The organism is Peribacillus sp. (assembly GCF_059453735.1).
The window spans coordinates 1-16,652 of the sequence record NZ_JAZVJO010000301.1 but is presented as its reverse complement, the minus strand read 5'-3'; the positions used below and the strand labels follow the sequence as shown (position 1 = coordinate 16,652).

Genomic DNA, 16,652 nt, shown 5'->3' with positions numbered 1-16,652 from the left:
CTCGGAGTCTCGCTAAATAGAGTAACTGTTCACGAACTTTCAATTTAGGATACAATCCTCTTTCTTCAGGAAGATAGCCAATAATTGAGCTGGTTGAATAGTCAATTCCTTTTCCATTCCAAGTAATCTCCCCCTCAGTTGGAGTTAATAATCCTAGAATCATTCGAAACGTTGTCGTCTTCCCTGCACCATTAGCTCCCAACAAACCAAACATTTGCTTCTCTGGAATGTTAATATTTAGTTCATTCACTGCAGTAAAATCGCCGAATTTTTTGGTTACGTGATTTATATGTAATGACAAACCTTTTCCTCCCTCTCAATAAAAACCGTTTATCTAATCGTATTATATAAGTCTACGAAAGTACATAACCCTTTACAAAAGATGGAATATTATGCAAAAATAATAGTATTAACCCTTTTAATAAAGATGGAGGAATTTTTATGAGTAACGTTTATAAGTTGACCGTTTTTGAACCAACTGGTGAAAAGCTGCTTGATGAATCATTTACTGCTGAGAACAACAAGCTGGCAAAGGAAATCGGCCTAAAGATGTTGGCAGACAAGAACTTCCTTGAAAAAACACACCGCTGTACATCACCACAAGGCAGTCTCGTTTTATTTCATTCGTAATGAAAGCGCTGCAAATAAATACCCCGTTCAATTCTGAACGGGGTATTTTCATTTTTATTGACCAATAAATTTCGGCTTTCTTTTTTCAAGAAAGGCTTGCACGCCTTCTTTATGGTCCTTTGTTTCGCGCATTTTCATTTGGGCATTTTTTTCAATTTCAAGGATCTTCAATAGAGTCGGCCGGTTTTGTTCACTGAGGATTTTTTTCGTTTTGATCATGGCTTTTGTCGGGCTGTTCAGCCAGATTTGACGTTTTTTCTCTACCGCCTGCTCTAGGGGAATCGATGCTATTTCATGAATCAGGTCCTTTTCAAATGCTTGCTGGGCACTCAGTACTCTTCCTTCCCAGATTAATTCTTTTGCTTTCACTTCTCCAAGCCTTCGCTCTAGGAAGAAGTGGCCGCCTCCATCCGGAATTAACCCAATTCCTATAAAGTTCATGGCCAATTTGCTTTCCGGCTCAGCAATAATATAATCGGTTGCTAAGGCAACAGATAAACCAAGACCCGCTGCTGCACCGTGCACAGCACAAATCGTCAACTTCGGCATTAAATAAAGTGATGTCACAATATCACTTATACAGTCCATGATGTTATCGAATCCTGTTGTCACATCTGATGACAACATCATCTTAATATCCCCGCCTGCTGAGAACGCTTTTCCCTTGCCTTTTAATATGACGACGTCAATCTCGTCTTTATACGTTATTTCCTTTAAAACTTTTGCCAACTCGTGAAGCATCGCTTCATTCATGGCATTCATGGCTTCAGGACGGTTCAATTCTACGACTGCTGTCCTTTCCAAATACGTGACAATGACGGTTTGTTTTGTCGAAGTTGATTCGATACTCAAAGCTCCCCAGCTCCTTCTAATTACTGTTATATACTAACAGTATACATGAAAGCGAATTCATTAAAAATAATTATGTCGAATTATTATAAAAATGTTCATATTTGTCATTTACTGTTTGCGTATAGATCTTTTACTTGTTCACGGAGTGCTAATTTCAAAAATTTCCCTACCCCTGTTTTCGGAATGTCACTTAGGAACAAAATATCATCAGGCAACCACCATTTTGCGAATTGCGGTGCTAAGAATTCAAGTAGTTCTTCCTTTGTAACTTTATCTTTATATGCGTCCTTTAAAACTACGCAAGCGACGGGGCGCTCTTGCCACTTTTCATGTGGAACAGCAACAACTGCAGCTTCAAAAACGCCAACATGAGCCATCAGGGTATTTTCGAGATCAACCGAAGAAATCCACTCACCACCGCTTTTAATTAAATCCTTGGTGCGGTCAATTATTTTCACATATCCTTCTTCATCAATGGTTACGACATCTCCTGTGTGCAGCCAGCCATCTATAAAAGTGGTTTCCGTCCGCTCATCAAGATAATATTCATTTGCAATCCATGGCCCCCTGATTAAAAGCTCGCCCATTTCTTTCCCGTCACGCTGAATTTCACCATCCGGTCCGACAACTTTAATTTCAATACACGGAACGACCAAGCCCTGTTTCGCTTTAATTTCATAACGGTCTTCTTCCGGAAGATCTTCTTGATAGCTTTTTAATCGTCCAGAAAACACCAATGGACTCGTTTCAGTCATCCCATAAGCATGAAGAAAAGGAATATGATATTTGGTTTCAAATTCCTTGATCATGCTTTTCGGTGCAGCTGATCCGCCGCAAAGAATCATACGCAAGCTGCTAGTATCATAGCTATGTTCTTCGAGTTCTTTTAGAAGACCCATCCAGACTGTCGGCACACCTGCAGAAATCGTAACCTTTTCAGCTTCAAATAATTCGGCAATTATTTTCGGAGTAAAAGCCGGACCTGGGAGCACTAATTTTGCGCCAAACCAAACACATGCAAAGGGCATGCCCCATGCATTAGCATGAAACATCGGTACAACCGGTAGAGCTGTATCTCGTTCACTTATTCCTGTATTATCCACTAATCCCAAAGCCATTGTATGCAAAAGGATTCCTCGGTGAGAGTAGATAACACCCTTAGGATTCCCCGTCGTAGCTGAGGTATAGCACATGCCTGCAGGGCTGTTTTCATCTAAATCTTGAATAAATGCTTCTTTAGGACTTCCTTCAGACAATAGTTTTTCATAATGGTATACAGGTGATAATGTCGTTTCAGGTAACTCTTCTTGATCAGTCATAATGATAAACCCTTTTACATTTTTCAATTGGTCTTTCATACCTTCTAATAGCGGTAAGATATCTGCATCGACAAATAGTAGCTTGTCTTCAGCATGATTGATGATATAAGAAACGTGTTGAGGTGATAGCCGGAAATTAATTGTATGCAAAACAGCGCCAGAGCAGGGAACAGCAAAATAGGTCTCTAAATGACGATGATGATTCCAAGCAAGGGTTCCAACTCTGTCCCCTTTATTGACACCAAGCTTTCGCAACACACTAACAAGCCTTCTCGTCCGTTCAGCTGTTTGGGCGTATGTCATTCGATGTATACCGGATTCTGTCCTTGAAACGACTTCCTTTTTTGGAAAATACCGTTCTGCTCGTTCAATCATTTGGGACAATAATAACGGCGTGTTCATCATAGAATTCTCCCCCTTAATAGTAAACGTTTTCAATTTATTTATTCGGTAAAAAATGGAATTATCCTTTACCTTACCCGGAATTTTTAACTTTGTAGGTTTCTATCCCTACATTTGAGGAAATATAAGAAGAAAGTATTTATTCAGGAGGAACTGTATGACACAAATAGTAAAAAACACTGTGAATTGTACAAATGAATATGATCGTTTAAATAAAGTAATTGTATGTGAACCACGCTTTATGAAGATTCGTGATGTAATTAATGAAACACAAAAGCATTATAAAGAAGATAACATCAATATCCCTCTTGCCCTGCAACAGCACGAAGCGTTTATCCACCTGCTTAAAAATCATGATATTGACGTTATCAAACTGCCTGCTAAACCTACATATAATGAACAGGTTTTCACACGTGATATTGGATTTACACTAGGAAATACCATTTTTATAGCTGAAATGGCCAGTTCCATTAGACAAGGTGAAGAGACCGTTCTAAAGTCATGGATAGATGACCATCAACTCTCCAACTATAATCTGAATCATGAACGAATCGAAGGCGGAGATGTAATTATTGATCGAGAGTCAATCTATGTAGGGATGAGCAGTAGAACACATGAACAATCAGCCCTCCATTTACAAAAACTGCTTACCGACTATAAAATTCAACCGATCCGTTTTGAAGAAAAATACCTGCATTTAGATTGTGTCTTCAATATTATTTCACCTACAGAGGCATTAATTTTTCCAGATGCGATTGGTGAAGAAGACAGGAAACAACTTAGTGAACGTTATGATTTGATTACCGTTACTCCTGAAGAACAGTTCACACTCGGTACAAATGTTTTATCTATCGGGCACAAAAAAATAATCAGCCTGCCTATGAATAAACAAGTGAATGAGGAATTACGTAAGCGTGGATATGAAGTGATTGAATGTGATATCTCAGAAATCATCAAATCAGGCGGATCTTTCCGCTGCTGTACGCTTCCCATCCTACGAACTGAAGGTTCACAATAATAAAACAGACCCCGTTGTTTAGACGGGGTCTGTTAAGACTGTTGGGCTGTTGATTTCCGTTCCAAACTCTTCGCTTTCCACGGGCGGGCCGGTGTTCCCGCAGGAGTCTTCACGCCTTCCACTCAACTGACATTCTACATTTAATCTGCAAGTGATATCTAGTAATCAAGAATAACTTCAGAAGGAAATCAATCAAGATCGGGACAAATCATAAAAAATCCTACCGCCTGATAAGTTCGAAAAGAAAATCGATTTGTTCTCGGTACGCTCGCCACCCCTAGAAATGCGCTTCGCAAAATCTGGAACCTTGGGCGGAACAAGTGGAGCGAGTCGGAAAGTCAGATGCGGTATCGGTTAAGCAGCAATGCTTCCACGACCTGTGTTCAAAACGATAAGAGGTTCGGAATGAAAACATTCCGAACCTCTTTCGTACAAACTGAACAGGCCCCGTTCAAGACGGGGTCTGTTCTTTAGAATAGGACATCTTCATCGTATAATTCGTTAAAGGCTGTCTCTGCTTCCGCTTCGGAAGAATAGAGAGCATCGTCATCCTCTACAACGTGAAAGGTATCATTTAAAAACAAAGCTATGGCTTGAGGATCTTTTGGATGCTGGACAATTTCAGCTGCTCTTACATTCGATACACTTGGTGTATGAGGGTTATTGTAAATGACATAGACCTCGTCGCCTACATTTACATCTTTTGGATCAATTGTTCCCATTATTATGTTCCTTTCTATTTGAGGATAGTTATAGTGTGTGAAAGGAAACATAAAAATATTTATCAAATCAACGATTTATCGAAGATGATTCAGTTTTTCAATAAATCCTATGTGATGCTGCTTACGAAAAAATTCCTTAAGCATATAGGCAACACCTTGTTCATCATTAGTCCGTGTTACCCATTTCGCTGCCAACTTCACTTCATTTGGTGCATTTCCCATTGCTACCCCTAATCCAGAGTATGCAATCATCTCTAAATCATCAAGACCATCGCCGATCGCTACAATCTCATTTGCTTTAACTCCTAGAAAATCAGCAAGATAGAGAACACCATTCCACTTGGATACCCCAGCTGGAACAATGGTGAGTATTTGCCCTGGTTTTTCAATAACAGTCACTTCTTTAAACATGTCATTGATTAGATTAAATAGGCTTATCTTTTCTTCTTCTTCTGGAAAATAGACATCGATTTTGGTTGCTTTAAAGGGCTGCACTTCCAATTCTTCACTAAGTGTATCGACAAAGTGCTGTGAATAGAAATTTTGTTCATTCATTTGCAGAACAGCTTTCCCTATTAGATTTTCTGGTATTTCTAATCGATTAGCTAATAGCTGCTTTTCATGGACCAGCTGAATCTGACAAACTGTCTTCTCCAGTAGTTTCACGATTTCCAAGACTAGACTTTCTGACATTCGTTGGACATGGATTGGTTTATCAAGCGCTTCTCCTACAAATGCTCCTTGATGAGCCACAATCATTGGATTTATTTTAAGGGCCTTAGCCACTTTTCTGGCTGAATGGTAACTTCTAGATGTAACTAAAGCTACATGTACACCTTTTTGATGAACATATTCTATGGCTTCCTTAGTTATTTTATTTAAGCGGCCATTCGATTGAAGCAGGGTTCCATCAATATTGACCGCCAGTAACCGATATACCATGCCAATCTCCCCATTCTGTAGTGTTCTACTACAATTTATGAATCAAAAATGAGGGCTAGAACATTCACAGAGATTTTGTAAAAAACAAATGCCTCCCGAGCACAATGTGCTTGAGAGGCATTTCAATGACTTATTGTTCAGGTGCACCATATAAGTCTTCTAAAGGCTTCATAATTATACGGTTTAAATCGGCAATAACCATGCTTAATCTTTGCTCTGCTTCCATCAATTTAGCAATGGTCTCATGCTGCTGTACAAGAGCAACTGTTTTTTGTGCTTGTTCCATTTCATCAGGCGCAATTTCTTGTCCTGTCATTTGTTTTTGCTGAAGACTCATCTGAAGCTGACGGAAATTATCAAACATTCCTTTAGCTCCCGGATCGGCATTAACCTGATCATAAAGATTCTTTAATTCAGTAAATTCACTGCTGTTTCTAATTGCTTTTTCCATATCATACGCTGCATCATATACATTTGACATAATTGTGTAACCTCCTAATAATCTATTTCCCTACTATACCAAAACAATCTTCATTAGCCAAAAAATATGGAGAAAAATCCTTGTAACATTCCAATCAATCCACCAAGCAGGAATCCTAAGTACGTGATCATACTCAATTCTCTCTTTGCAATCAGCAAAACAATTTCCTCAAGTCTTTCGAGTGAGAATGCCTTAACTTGCTCTTCCACAATTTCCTCAATATGAAGTTTTTTTACCATTGGAATAAGTTGTGCACTGACCAGCAGTAAGGCTTGATCCAGCAGGGTGGGAATTACCTTATCAAGGATGACAGATTCCATTGGAGCAGCCAGCTCATGAAGCGGCTTTTCAAACCATTCAGGAATATCTGCTAATTGAGTTACTTTCTTAGCAAGCATATCTTTAATAGCATCTGCACCAAAGATGCCTTCCACTCTTTCCAGTTCCCATTCTTCTACTTTATGCCATTCTCGGGTAAGTAACACAGTAATTAAATCGGATGTTTTAGGCTGATTAAGAAATTTAAGCAATTCAGGTTGCACGATATCGACCAGTTTCGCATTCCCCATGAACATTTGAATCATATTCCCAATTTTTCCGCGCTGACTAAAAAATTCTTCCATCATTTGTTCAAGACGACGCTTGCCTTCTGGGCTCGTAAAGTAATCTTTTCCCTTGGACAGAATATATTCAGAGATGTCAGGGATCTTTGCAACAGCCTTCTCAAGAATGGCCGGTGAAAATAAATCACTAGTCTGTTTACTGCGGTTCTCAGCCATCCAGCTGTCATATTTACTCACAAGGAATTTCTTTAAAAAATCTTCCGTTACAATAGAAGCATTGTTAATCCCGTATTCAGCCAATAATTCTGCTGCATTTTTTTCTGATGACAGCCACTTTTTTACTTCTCCCTGTACCCATGTATTCATATCCTGTTTAAGAGTAGAATTCAGCACCTTTTGCTGAAGGCTTTCAGGGGTAAGTAAATGTTCAACTACTATTTTCCCAAGTTGAGAGGCTAGCTCCTCGCGTCGTTTTGGAATCAACCCCGGTGTGAAAGGCAGCTGTTTACCAAATAGATAGATTGGTTTATAAGGGTGGAACAACATTTTTATCGCAATAAAGTTGGTAAACCCTCCTATTATTGCTCCAATAACAATCATAAATGCAAGTGTAATCATCCAGTTCATGCTTTATCTCCTTCTTCTGCTAAAAATATTCATCATAAAGGTACGTTCAAATCATCCAAAACATAAGATATGATATCCGCATTAGCCCATCTCTTCATTATAAAAGGATACTAATCTCAGTGCAAATGAGGGATGAGAATGAAGGTGTTAGAAAATCGTGCATTTATACTAACGGCAGGAAATGTTCCCGAGAATAAAGAATCCATTTACATTTCTAAAAGTCTTCTCAAAAAATGGGAACTCAAACATGGTGAAAGCATCTTCGTGAGAGCAGGAATCAACCAACTTTCATTACAGATCCGTCAACTTCCAGGCCGCGACAGTTTAGTTAAGCTGGCGGAAGAAAGTATGCAAGATCTGTTGATTCCTTTACTTACTTTCCCTGTCTGCGTTCAATATTGTCCTAACGAAAATAGATTAACCATAGGTCCTATTTTGGCGCTCCTTACCAATCATACACCAAACTCTCTAAATGGAACATTTGATAACGATATATTTTACCGCGAGCTATTTTCCTATTGTAGTGAACAAGGCTTTATTTTTTATTTGCTAGAGCTGCAAAGCCTTGAAGATAGGCAAGTACTTGGTTATTATCCCACAGAAAGCCAATGGGAGAGAACCGTACTTCCTATGCCAAATGTCATTTATAATCGGCTGCATTCAAGAAAGTTAGAACAATCCGTGGACTTCCACCAATTCGTCTCAAGGTTACACGAACTAGCTATCCCGCTTTTTAATGGGGGCTTTCTCTCTAAGTGGGAAGTTCATGAACTTCTAAGCATAGAGAATTCTCTGCTGCCATTCTTACCTGAGACCGTCCCGCTTAAAATAGAATCGGATTTTATAACGTTCTTACTTAAACATCCTGCCGTCTACGTAAAACCATCTTTTGGAAGCCAAGGGAAAAATATTTGCAAACTGACTCAAACCTCGGAAGGGTGGGTTATCGAACACTCTAATAACCTTACATCTTTTCTTGTTCAATCCGAAGCAGAAGTATTTCGGATTTTAAAAAAACAAAGCCGAAAACGTTCTTATATCATTCAAAAAGGGATTTCTTTATTCGAGATGGATGACAAAAAAACGGATTTCAGGGTGCTCTTAATTAAAAATAAACAGCATAACTGGAAAATCACCTCCATTATTGCGCGAACCGGTCACGCCGGTCATATTGTCTCAAATCTTGCACGAGGGGGCGAAATGGAAAACGGTCTTGAATTCCTGCTAACTGTATTCGAACCAGCAAAAGCGTATGAAATTTATCAAACTCTCTCCCAGCTTGCATTGAAAACGGCAGAAGTTCTATCAAATGGCAGGAGTGATTTATTCGGAGAGCTTGGGATTGATTTGGCACTCGATACAGATTATTTCCCATGGATCATTGAGGTAAACTCAAAGCCCTCCAAAAAGTTCATAGGTAACTATGTACGATTTCGACCATCAGTAAGAAAGATTATCGACTATATGCATGCACTCTATGTAAACCCTGATTAAGAAAGGAGCTGTATTATGCAATCCCTCGGAATTATGACGAATGACTTATCAAAGGAACATCTCTATTTTACAGCGATCGCAAAGGAAGCCATCAAACTGAATCTCAATGTTTACCGCTTTACACCGCAAGCGATTGATAGTACAAAAAAAATGATTCAAGGTGAATGTTTTCATCGTAAGGATCACTATTGGACAAAAAAACTCTTCCCAGTACCTGAATTTATCTATGATCGAACCTTTCACGGCTTAACTCGCCAATCCAATGAAACTAGGAAAAATATAAACTGGCTTAAACAGGATACCAACTTTATTGGATACGGTCTTCCTGGGAAATGGGAGGTTTATCAAACCCTCAAGGAAGATGCGTTCTTACAGGCCTTTCTTCCACCTACTGAAAAACTACAAAGTCCTGCTGATGCCGCCGCCATGCTAATGCAATTTTCCTCTATCATTCTAAAGCCAGAATATGGTTCACGAGGATCCGGTATTTTTGTCTTATCCAAAAAGGAGAAAGGCACTGAGGTATCCATGCAGAAACAGGCGGGACGTTATAAAAGGGCTTTTACAACTGAAGAAGAGTTGAACAAATGGCTGGAACGATTACTAACGAAATACCACTATTTAGGTCAGCCTTTTCTTACTCTCTTCACACAAGAACAGGAGCCTTTTGATATCCGATCTCTGCTGCAAAAGAATGGAGAAAACAATTGGACTGAACGTGGAAGAGGGATACGTAAAGGAAAAAAGGATGGCATTACCTCAAATCTTGCCACCGGCGGACGGGCCTATTCTTATGATTCCTATTTAGATACCCTTTCCATTACTGCTGCAAGACAGCTAGAGCCGATGATTGAGCGTATTTATCAAACATTGCCTGTTGTATTAGAAACAAAATTTAATCGTTTATTTGAATTAGGAGTTGATCTTGGACTTGACCAGGAAGGAAAGGTTTGGATACTTGATATTAATTCTAAACCAGGCCGTAAAATCATCGAAAAGCTTCACCCAGAACAACTGACTAACATCTTTTCTGCACCTGGTCTTTTTTGTAAATATCTAGCATCTGAACTTTCGAAAGCAGGTCAATCATCATGAAGAGGATTTATCCAGTTGAAATCTCTGATATTTCAGATGATATCTTTTATTATCCTTCTGAATTAATGGATATGCAGGAATTAAACACTGTCTGTTTTGGTCATTCTTCTGCACCAGCCTTAATCGAGCGAAATCCATCCATTACACAATCCATTGTCATTTCTAAAAGCCTGGCTGAACGCCTGAACTTCCCGGATACAGAGACACCCATCCATTTATTCATTTATGGAAACGACATTCACATTGGTCCCCTTGTAGGTGTTTTTTCTTCCGGCTTTTCAACCATTCAAAACAAACCGCTCGGAGAACGTACATCGTTCTTCTCTAAGCTGCTCTCCTTAAACAAAGCAACTGGATGCATTCCATTTATGTTCGGAGAAAATCATATTGATTGGGAGAATGAGACCATTACCGGATATATGTATCATCAGCATACATGGGAAACCTACGTGCTCCCCTTTCCGAATGTCGTTTATGACCGTCTCCCTAATCGTAAAACAGAAGGACGCAGTGGACCGCGTGAGGTAAAGCAGTCATTTCAAGAGAAATACGCGATTCCGTGGTATAATCCTGGTTTTTTTAATAAATGGGATGTGTATGAGAGGCTTTCGGATGACCCAAGGGCCATCAAATTTTTGCCTGAGACATATCCATTTCAATCCTTGTCCGTGATAGAAAACATGTTATCAAGGTATCGCCAAGTCTATATTAAACCGATACATGGTTCCCTTGGCCTCGGTATCCACCAGGTATTATATGACAAACATGATCAAGTCTATTATTGTCGTTATAAAAATGAACAAAAAGAAAATAAATTAAAAAAATTCCAGTCACTTGAAGCGATTTTTAGTCATGTGTTTAAAGAAAAACGTCTCCATAATATGATTGTTCAACAAGGCATTCCTTTAATACGCAGCGAAAAAAGACCAATTGACTTTCGGGTTCATACGAATAAAGACCAAGATGGAATCTGGCAAGTTACGGCAATGGCCGCTAAAATTGCAGGTGCTGGAAGTGTAACCACACATATCAAAAGCGGCGGAACCATTAAAACAATTGAAGAATTATTTGTCGATCCAGAAACCGTCAAAGAAGTGAGAGAAAAACTCACAAATGCTGCCCTCATCTTAAGTGAATGCATGGAAGAGCATCTTGATGGAATTATAGCCGAAATAGGCTTTGATTTAGGGATTGATAAAAAAGGAAAGGTCTGGATGTTTGAAGCCAATTCAAAGCCGGGCCGATCGATTTTTTCTCATCCTAAATTACGTGAATTTGAATTATTAACACGAAAACTCTCACTCGATTATGCCGTCTATCTTGCTGAGAAATCCATTACAAGTTCCGGCAGCAGCAACGGATGAAACTTTTTTATGATTCACTTGAAAAGGAATGGTACCATACAGATGGCATGGACATTTCTTTTGGAAAAAACAGCAAAAGTATCCCCGTCAAGTTTACAGCAGCTGATGAACCCTTTTTTACTGCAGATGTTTTTCATTCGTTCATTCCTGCTATAGGGATCATGTCCTGTCGCAGCCCTAAAAACAAAGAGGTCATAAGCGGTAATGCAACATTATTTCAAAGTCTTCATCGTTATTTAACACGGCATAACATTTTTTCTTTTATTTTTACAGCAGAAGATGTACTAGAAGGAAATTGGAGTGGGCTGGTGTATTCCGAGAGTGAGCAAAAATGGCTTCGTATGGCTGTACCCCTTCCTTCTCTCGTTTATAATCGAATCCCTTTTCGCAAATTCGAGGAATCGGATTCCTATCAACAACTAAAACAGCTGTTTGCAGAACTTGATATTCCCATGTTTAATCCTGGATTTATTGATAAGTACGCACTCTATCATTGCTTGAAGAAGGATCGATTCTTATTAAACTTCCTTCCTGAGACATTCAGACTGACTAGCGAAGCACAGTTGTTGATTCTTTTACAAAAATACGATTCTTTATACCTTAAACCTGGCAAAGGGAATCGTGGCAAAGGAATTTCGCTTGTTACATGGAATAAAAACCAGAGCCTTTCAGTGAAGAAGACAAGTGGAACAAAGAAATTCCCCACTCTGACTGAGTTTTGGCACGTTGAAGGCAAGCGTTTATTAAAGAAAAATTACATTGCCCAGCGTGCCATTACGCCAAAGAAAATAAATGGTCACCGCTATGACTTTCGCATTCTAGCCCATTACTGGAAAGGGAATTATCATGTTAGTGGAAAAGCCGTTCGTATGTCACAGACCCAAGAAGTAACTACCCATATTCCAAAGGGAGGGATCCTTTATCCTTATAAAAACCTGCAATCACAAGAACTCGATCTGCTTCTCAACCAAATTACCCAGCAATGCGGGGTAGCCTTATCAAAAGAATATGGATTTTACGGAGAATTCTCTATTGACTTAGGTCAAGATGAATCAGGCCAGCTCTTTATATATGAAATTAATGCAAAACCGATGCAGTTTGACGAAGAAGAGATTGAACGGACGCGGCTTAAAATGCTCAAAAATTTATTTATCACGATTGTTTTGGAGAAAAATAACAACAGAACTCAATAACTTTCCATTATACTGAAGGTATACCAAAATAATGGAGGTTATCTGCTTTGCTTACCCACTTTCAATGGAAACCGCTTTATAGTGATGATTCATTACCTGGTTGGAGTATATCCTTTTACTTTAAAAAGCACCTATATCAAGCAATTTACAATAGCAACGGCAGCATTGAATTTAATGGTACCCAGCCTGCTGAAGAAGATAAAAAAAATCTTTCTGCAATGATTCATGAACTAATGATTTATCATGTTTATGATAAATAAGTAAATGATGTATGAATCCCTCCCTTCTTACCAAAGTTATACAAAAGGAGGGATTTCATGAAACAAAAGTATACCTTTCTCAAAGACACTGAACACGACGGAAAAAATATGGCCTACCTAGACATCGACCGCATTATTAATGAGGGAATGGCTGGTGGAACTGTCTTTACTGCCGGAGATACTCAGAACATAGAGGAAGCCCGTGATTTGCATGACGAAACGCCGCCGAATGATAACCATTAGAAAAAGCGCTAAGACGAAATAAATCGTCTTAGCGCTTTTTATGGAATCTCCACATTCCAGCAGACCTTATACGGATACCTTGAATCAACTTAAGTAAGTGATTTGTCTTCTAACAAACGCATGACCGTATGGACCATCCATTGAATTCCGATCTTAATGGCGTCTTCATCTACCATGAATTTAGGATGATGCCAACCATGCTCTATGCCCTTTTCTTTGTTTCCAGAACCAAGCCAAGCATAACAGCCAGGAACAACTTTTTGATAGAGAGCAAAATCATCTCCGCCCATTGTCGGTTCTGCAGCTAGTACATTCTCTATACCAACAATGTCTACAGCAGCTATCCGCGAAATTGCGGCTATCGCAGGGTCGTTCACTACGGGCGGGATAAGCAGTTGGTAGTCAATCTCCACTTCGCCGCCGAGAGCGTGAACCTGGTTAGTAACAAGTCTTATAAATTCGTCGCGGATTTTATAACGGACAGCGTCACTAGATGTTCTAACTGTTCCCGTCAGTATAGCCTTATCAGGAATAACATTGTTCGTCCTTCCCGCTTGAAAGGTACCGATCGTCACAACTGCTGATTCTTTTGGTGATATGGTTCTGCTGACAAGTGTTTGTAGTTGAGTAACGACCGCACTGCCGATGATGATGGGATCAATTGTACGTTCAGGTATGCCCGCATGCCCTCCCTTACCCTGAATCGTAATGATAAAATCATCGATTCCAGCCATTAAGAATCCTTCTTTTATTCCAATTGTGCCTACTTCCTGATCTGGTGTATTGTGTAAACCGATGATAGCAGACACGCCGTTTAGAAGCCCGTCATCAATCATTGATTCTGCACCGCCCTCGAATTCTTCAGCAGGCTGGAAGAGAATGCGAACGTTTCCTGGAAGATCCTCCTGTAATTCTTGGAGGATGAGTGCTGCTCCAAGGGAAATCACTGTATGAACATCATGGCCGCACATATGACTGATGCCTGGTATCTTTGAACGAAATTCCAACTTTGATTCTTCTTCTATCGGCAAGGCATCAATATCTGCTCTAATAGCTATTGTTCGATTGGATTTCCCCTTAACTTCAGCGGCTGAACCAGTTTGTGACGAAACTGGAATCCTGCTGATACCATAATGATCTAACACTTGATTTATACTCTTTGTAGTCTCATATTCCTGCTTGCTTAATTCAGGATACATATGTAAGTGTCTCCTTAGAGCAAGCATTTCAGGGATGTATTTTTCGCTAAGTTGTAGAATGTTTTCTTTTCTTGATATCAAATCACTCATACTCCCAACATTCCGTTATCGGTTTACTTTTCATTATTTTATTATAAAGTATCCTTATATAAACAGCCTTATATTTCTCTAGGGAAATGACATGAGCTATAATTAAAGGAACCATAAAAAGAAGAAGGGTTGTCTATGCTGCTTGAAAAATTAAAACAAAAATATCCGGATTGTCTTGAATCAAGAACTCAAACCCAGCTGCCTGAAAAGTATCTCTGGATAGAGTACAGCGGTGAGTATCTCGGCATTCTTCGTCAGGATCTATCGGCACAAGAAATCAGCCTGATTGAGGCTCTTTTTTCAGATGAGACGCTGGATAACAAAAGTGAATGGGGGAATTTTTTACTTAGAAACAACGCGAGTCTGCCCCTGACAAGCTGGAAACATGTTCGATTTATTCACTTTCGAATTACTCAAGCTGCTTTTTCACGATCAGATTTTGAAGAAGCCTTCCTTGCGGTTTCTCCTCTAGAGGCAATCATTATTTGGGAAAATTCTGAGACTGGTGTATTGATCGAAGGTCTAAATAATGAAAATGCCGATAAAGCTGAGTTAACTCCAATAGTGCGGACACTGGAGAGTGACTTATATGTCCACATACATTTTTATCTTGGTTACTTTCACGAAGTTAATAACGAATTACGTCATCACTATCAAATGGAGAAAACATGTTTTACTGCTGCTGTCACCCATTTTCCTGATACTGCGGTCAGCGACTTGCCAATGGTCATTCCTTATATTTTTCTGGATGGACGATTAGCCGATAAGATTGATTGGTATACAGATGAACTGCTGGGAGAAATGAAAGATAACGACGAAGTAATACATACGGTAAAGACTTATATTGAAACAAGTTCAAACGCGAGTCTGACTGCAAAAAAACTATATATCCACCGCAATAGTCTCCAATATCGGATTGATCGATTTATTGAAAAAACCGGATTGGATATTCGAACTTTTCATCATGCCCTGCCTGCTTATCTGCTTCTAATGAAACTGGGGAAATAGGAGTTTAGAAGATTTGCCTGAAAAGAGCTGTCTGAATTTTGTGCAGATTGTACATATCGTTTTGAACGCGCTTCCATTACACTAACAGTAAGATACATATTAAAGGAGGACTCACTAATGGCTGAATTACTATTGGATCATATTTTTAAAGTTTACGATAATAAAGTAACCGCTGTTGATGATTTTAATCTAAAAATTGAAGATAAGGAATTTGTCGTATTTGTTGGTCCATCCGGCTGCGGTAAATCAACTACTTTACGTATGATAGCGGGTCTTGAGGAAATTTCACAAGGTGATTTCTTTATCGATGGAAAACGCGTTAATGATGTTCCTCCTAAAGATCGTGATATCGCCATGGTATTCCAAAACTATGCACTATATCCGCATATGTCAGTCTATGATAATATGGCGTTCGGTTTAAAATTAAGAAAAATGCCAAAAAAAGAGATTGAAGTCCGTGTTAACGATGCTGCTAAAATTCTTGGTCTTGAAGCTTACTTAGATCGGAAGCCAAAAGCTTTATCAGGCGGACAGCGTCAACGTGTTGCACTTGGTCGTGCAATCGTTCGTGATGCAAAAGTATTCTTGATGGATGAACCACTTTCCAATTTGGATGCAAAACTCCGGGTTCAAATGCGTGCCGAAATTGCAAAATTGCACAAACGTTTAAATACAACAACAATCTATGTAACACAAGATCAGACAGAGGCCATGACAATGGCGACTCGTCTTGTCGTTATGAAAGACGGAATTGTTCAACAGGTCGGGGCACCTAAAGACGTCTATGAAAAACCTGATAATGTATTTGTAGGTGGATTTATCGGTTCACCAGCAATGAACTTCCTGCATGGAACTCTTTCTGATGGCATTATTAAAACAGGTGAACAAGCCATTGCTGTCCCAGAAGGTAAAATGAAGATGCTTCGTGAGCAAGGTTATATCGGTAAAGAAATTATTCTAGGTATCCGTCCAGAAGACTTCCATGACGAGCCATTATTTATTGAATCATCTCCAGAAACGACAGTAACTGCTCATAGTGATGTAGCCGAACTAATGGGTGCTGAATTTATGCTTTACTCAACCATCGCTGGGCAGGACTTTGTTGCTCGTGTAGATGCACGTACCATTTATCAAGCAGGTGAAAAAGTTA

The 16,652-nt window shown here is 39.3% G+C and carries 18 protein-coding genes; 10 read left to right on the top strand and 8 right to left on the bottom strand.

Annotated features, from left to right (window positions below; translation table 11 throughout):
- Positions 1-301, bottom strand: a 301-nt coding sequence (locus tag AC52RT_RS09655) for an ABC transporter ATP-binding protein (RefSeq protein ID WP_495540543.1), incomplete at its 3' end; no start/stop codon positions are given.
- 140 nt (positions 302-441) lie between these two features.
- On the opposite strand from AC52RT_RS09655, the gene AC52RT_RS09650 reads away from it, so the two are divergent.
- A complete protein-coding gene (locus AC52RT_RS09650; protein ID WP_495540542.1) occupies positions 442-630 on the top strand; it encodes a YhzD family protein in 189 nt (62 codons plus the stop codon).
- A gap of 54 nt (positions 631-684) precedes the next feature.
- Here the strand turns inward: AC52RT_RS09650 and AC52RT_RS09645 are convergent, their stop codons facing one another.
- Positions 685-1,476, bottom strand: coding sequence for an enoyl-CoA hydratase (locus AC52RT_RS09645; protein WP_495540545.1), 792 nt, complete (start codon positions 1,474-1,476; stop codon positions 685-687).
- Between the two features lie 110 nt (positions 1,477-1,586).
- Complete coding sequence (locus AC52RT_RS09640) at positions 1,587-3,206, bottom strand: long-chain fatty acid--CoA ligase (RefSeq protein WP_495540541.1); 1,620 nt, start codon at positions 3,204-3,206, stop codon at positions 1,587-1,589.
- A gap of 154 nt (positions 3,207-3,360) precedes the next feature.
- Between AC52RT_RS09640 and AC52RT_RS09635 the strand changes: the two genes are divergently transcribed.
- Positions 3,361-4,221, top strand: a complete 861-nt coding sequence (locus AC52RT_RS09635; protein ID WP_495540540.1) for a dimethylarginine dimethylaminohydrolase family protein — start codon at positions 3,361-3,363, stop codon at positions 4,219-4,221.
- Positions 4,222-4,691: 470 nt separating this feature from the next.
- Here the strand turns inward: AC52RT_RS09635 and AC52RT_RS09630 are convergent, their stop codons facing one another.
- From AC52RT_RS09630 to AC52RT_RS09615, 4 genes are all read right to left on the bottom strand, one after another.
- Positions 4,692-4,943, bottom strand: a complete 252-nt coding sequence (locus AC52RT_RS09630; RefSeq protein WP_040376582.1) for a transcriptional regulator SplA domain-containing protein — start codon at positions 4,941-4,943, stop codon at positions 4,692-4,694.
- Positions 4,944-5,018: 75 nt separating this feature from the next.
- Positions 5,019-5,885, bottom strand: a complete 867-nt coding sequence (locus tag AC52RT_RS09625) for a Cof-type HAD-IIB family hydrolase (RefSeq protein ID WP_495540539.1) — start codon at positions 5,883-5,885, stop codon at positions 5,019-5,021.
- Positions 5,886-6,015: 130 nt separating this feature from the next.
- Positions 6,016-6,366, bottom strand: coding sequence for a YlbF/YmcA family competence regulator (locus tag AC52RT_RS09620; protein ID WP_495540538.1), 351 nt, complete (start codon positions 6,364-6,366; stop codon positions 6,016-6,018).
- 53 nt (positions 6,367-6,419) lie between these two features.
- On the bottom strand, positions 6,420-7,556 hold the full coding sequence (locus AC52RT_RS09615) for a DUF445 domain-containing protein (protein WP_495540537.1): 1,137 nt from the start codon (positions 7,554-7,556) through the stop codon (positions 6,420-6,422).
- Positions 7,557-7,694: 138 nt separating this feature from the next.
- Here AC52RT_RS09615 and AC52RT_RS09610 point away from each other — a divergent pair, with 138 nt between their 5' ends.
- Genes AC52RT_RS09610 through AC52RT_RS09585 form a run of 6 tightly spaced genes read left to right on the top strand, consistent with a single transcriptional unit; the run spans position 7,695 to position 13,205 of the window.
- Positions 7,695-9,050 carry a YheC/YheD family endospore coat-associated protein gene (locus AC52RT_RS09610; protein ID WP_495540536.1) on the top strand — a complete coding sequence of 452 codons (1,356 nt, stop codon included), beginning with the start codon at positions 7,695-7,697 and terminating at the stop codon, positions 9,048-9,050.
- A gap of 15 nt (positions 9,051-9,065) precedes the next feature.
- Positions 9,066-10,145 (top strand): YheC/YheD family endospore coat-associated protein, encoded by a 1,080-nt coding sequence (locus tag AC52RT_RS09605; RefSeq protein ID WP_495540535.1) that lies wholly within the window; start codon positions 9,066-9,068, stop codon positions 10,143-10,145.
- Positions 10,142-11,509 (top strand): YheC/YheD family endospore coat-associated protein, encoded by a 1,368-nt coding sequence (locus tag AC52RT_RS09600; RefSeq protein WP_495540534.1) that lies wholly within the window; start codon positions 10,142-10,144, stop codon positions 11,507-11,509. The genes AC52RT_RS09605 and AC52RT_RS09600 overlap by 4 nt, the downstream gene beginning before the upstream one ends.
- On the top strand, positions 11,506-12,702 hold the full coding sequence (locus tag AC52RT_RS09595) for a YheC/YheD family endospore coat-associated protein (protein WP_495540533.1): 1,197 nt from the start codon (positions 11,506-11,508) through the stop codon (positions 12,700-12,702). The genes AC52RT_RS09600 and AC52RT_RS09595 overlap by 4 nt, the downstream gene beginning before the upstream one ends.
- A 47-nt stretch (positions 12,703-12,749) precedes the next feature.
- Positions 12,750-12,962 (top strand): YheE family protein, encoded by a 213-nt coding sequence (locus tag AC52RT_RS09590; protein ID WP_495540532.1) that lies wholly within the window; start codon positions 12,750-12,752, stop codon positions 12,960-12,962.
- A gap of 57 nt (positions 12,963-13,019) precedes the next feature.
- Entirely contained in the window at positions 13,020-13,205 is a 186-nt protein-coding gene (locus tag AC52RT_RS09585) for a hypothetical protein (RefSeq protein WP_495540531.1), read from the top strand.
- Between the two features lie 89 nt (positions 13,206-13,294).
- On the opposite strand, the gene AC52RT_RS09580 is transcribed toward AC52RT_RS09585, so the two are convergent.
- Positions 13,295-14,431 carry a M20 metallopeptidase family protein gene (locus AC52RT_RS09580; RefSeq protein WP_495540544.1) on the bottom strand — a complete coding sequence of 379 codons (1,137 nt, stop codon included), beginning with the start codon at positions 14,429-14,431 and terminating at the stop codon, positions 13,295-13,297.
- Between the two features lie 198 nt (positions 14,432-14,629).
- Between AC52RT_RS09580 and AC52RT_RS09575 the strand changes: the two genes are divergently transcribed.
- Entirely contained in the window at positions 14,630-15,502 is an 873-nt protein-coding gene (locus AC52RT_RS09575) for a PucR family transcriptional regulator (RefSeq protein ID WP_495540530.1), read from the top strand.
- A gap of 117 nt (positions 15,503-15,619) precedes the next feature.
- On the top strand, positions 15,620-16,652 hold a 1,033-nt coding region (locus tag AC52RT_RS09570; RefSeq protein ID WP_495540529.1), incomplete at its 3' end, for an ABC transporter ATP-binding protein.

What these genes read in the sequence shown, in the direction of transcription:
- AC52RT_RS09625 (WP_495540539.1), bottom strand. Translation starts at nt 5,885, where the DNA reads ATGGTATATCGGTTACTGGCGGTCAATATTGATGGAACCCTGCTTCAA.
- AC52RT_RS09630 (WP_040376582.1), bottom strand. Translation starts at nt 4,943, where the DNA reads ATGGGAACAATTGATCCAAAAGATGTAAATGTAGGCGACGAGGTCTAT.
- AC52RT_RS09615 (WP_495540537.1), bottom strand. Translation starts at nt 7,556, where the DNA reads ATGAACTGGATGATTACACTTGCATTTATGATTGTTATTGGAGCAATA.
- AC52RT_RS09605 (WP_495540535.1), top strand. Translation starts at nt 9,066, where the DNA reads ATGCAATCCCTCGGAATTATGACGAATGACTTATCAAAGGAACATCTC.
- AC52RT_RS09610 (WP_495540536.1), top strand. Translation starts at nt 7,695, where the DNA reads ATGAAGGTGTTAGAAAATCGTGCATTTATACTAACGGCAGGAAATGTT.
- AC52RT_RS09585 (WP_495540531.1), top strand. Translation starts at nt 13,020, where the DNA reads ATGAAACAAAAGTATACCTTTCTCAAAGACACTGAACACGACGGAAAA.
- AC52RT_RS09640 (WP_495540541.1), bottom strand. Translation starts at nt 3,206, where the DNA reads ATGATGAACACGCCGTTATTATTGTCCCAAATGATTGAACGAGCAGAA.
- AC52RT_RS09595 (WP_495540533.1), top strand. Translation starts at nt 11,506, where the DNA reads ATGAAACTTTTTTATGATTCACTTGAAAAGGAATGGTACCATACAGAT.
- AC52RT_RS09600 (WP_495540534.1), top strand. Translation starts at nt 10,142, where the DNA reads ATGAAGAGGATTTATCCAGTTGAAATCTCTGATATTTCAGATGATATC.
- AC52RT_RS09620 (WP_495540538.1), bottom strand. Translation starts at nt 6,366, where the DNA reads ATGTCAAATGTATATGATGCAGCGTATGATATGGAAAAAGCAATTAGA.
- AC52RT_RS09635 (WP_495540540.1), top strand. Translation starts at nt 3,361, where the DNA reads ATGACACAAATAGTAAAAAACACTGTGAATTGTACAAATGAATATGAT.
- AC52RT_RS09580 (WP_495540544.1), bottom strand. Translation starts at nt 14,431, where the DNA reads ATGCTTGCTCTAAGGAGACACTTACATATGTATCCTGAATTAAGCAAG.
- AC52RT_RS09650 (WP_495540542.1), top strand. Translation starts at nt 442, where the DNA reads ATGAGTAACGTTTATAAGTTGACCGTTTTTGAACCAACTGGTGAAAAG.
- AC52RT_RS09575 (WP_495540530.1), top strand. Translation starts at nt 14,630, where the DNA reads ATGCTGCTTGAAAAATTAAAACAAAAATATCCGGATTGTCTTGAATCA.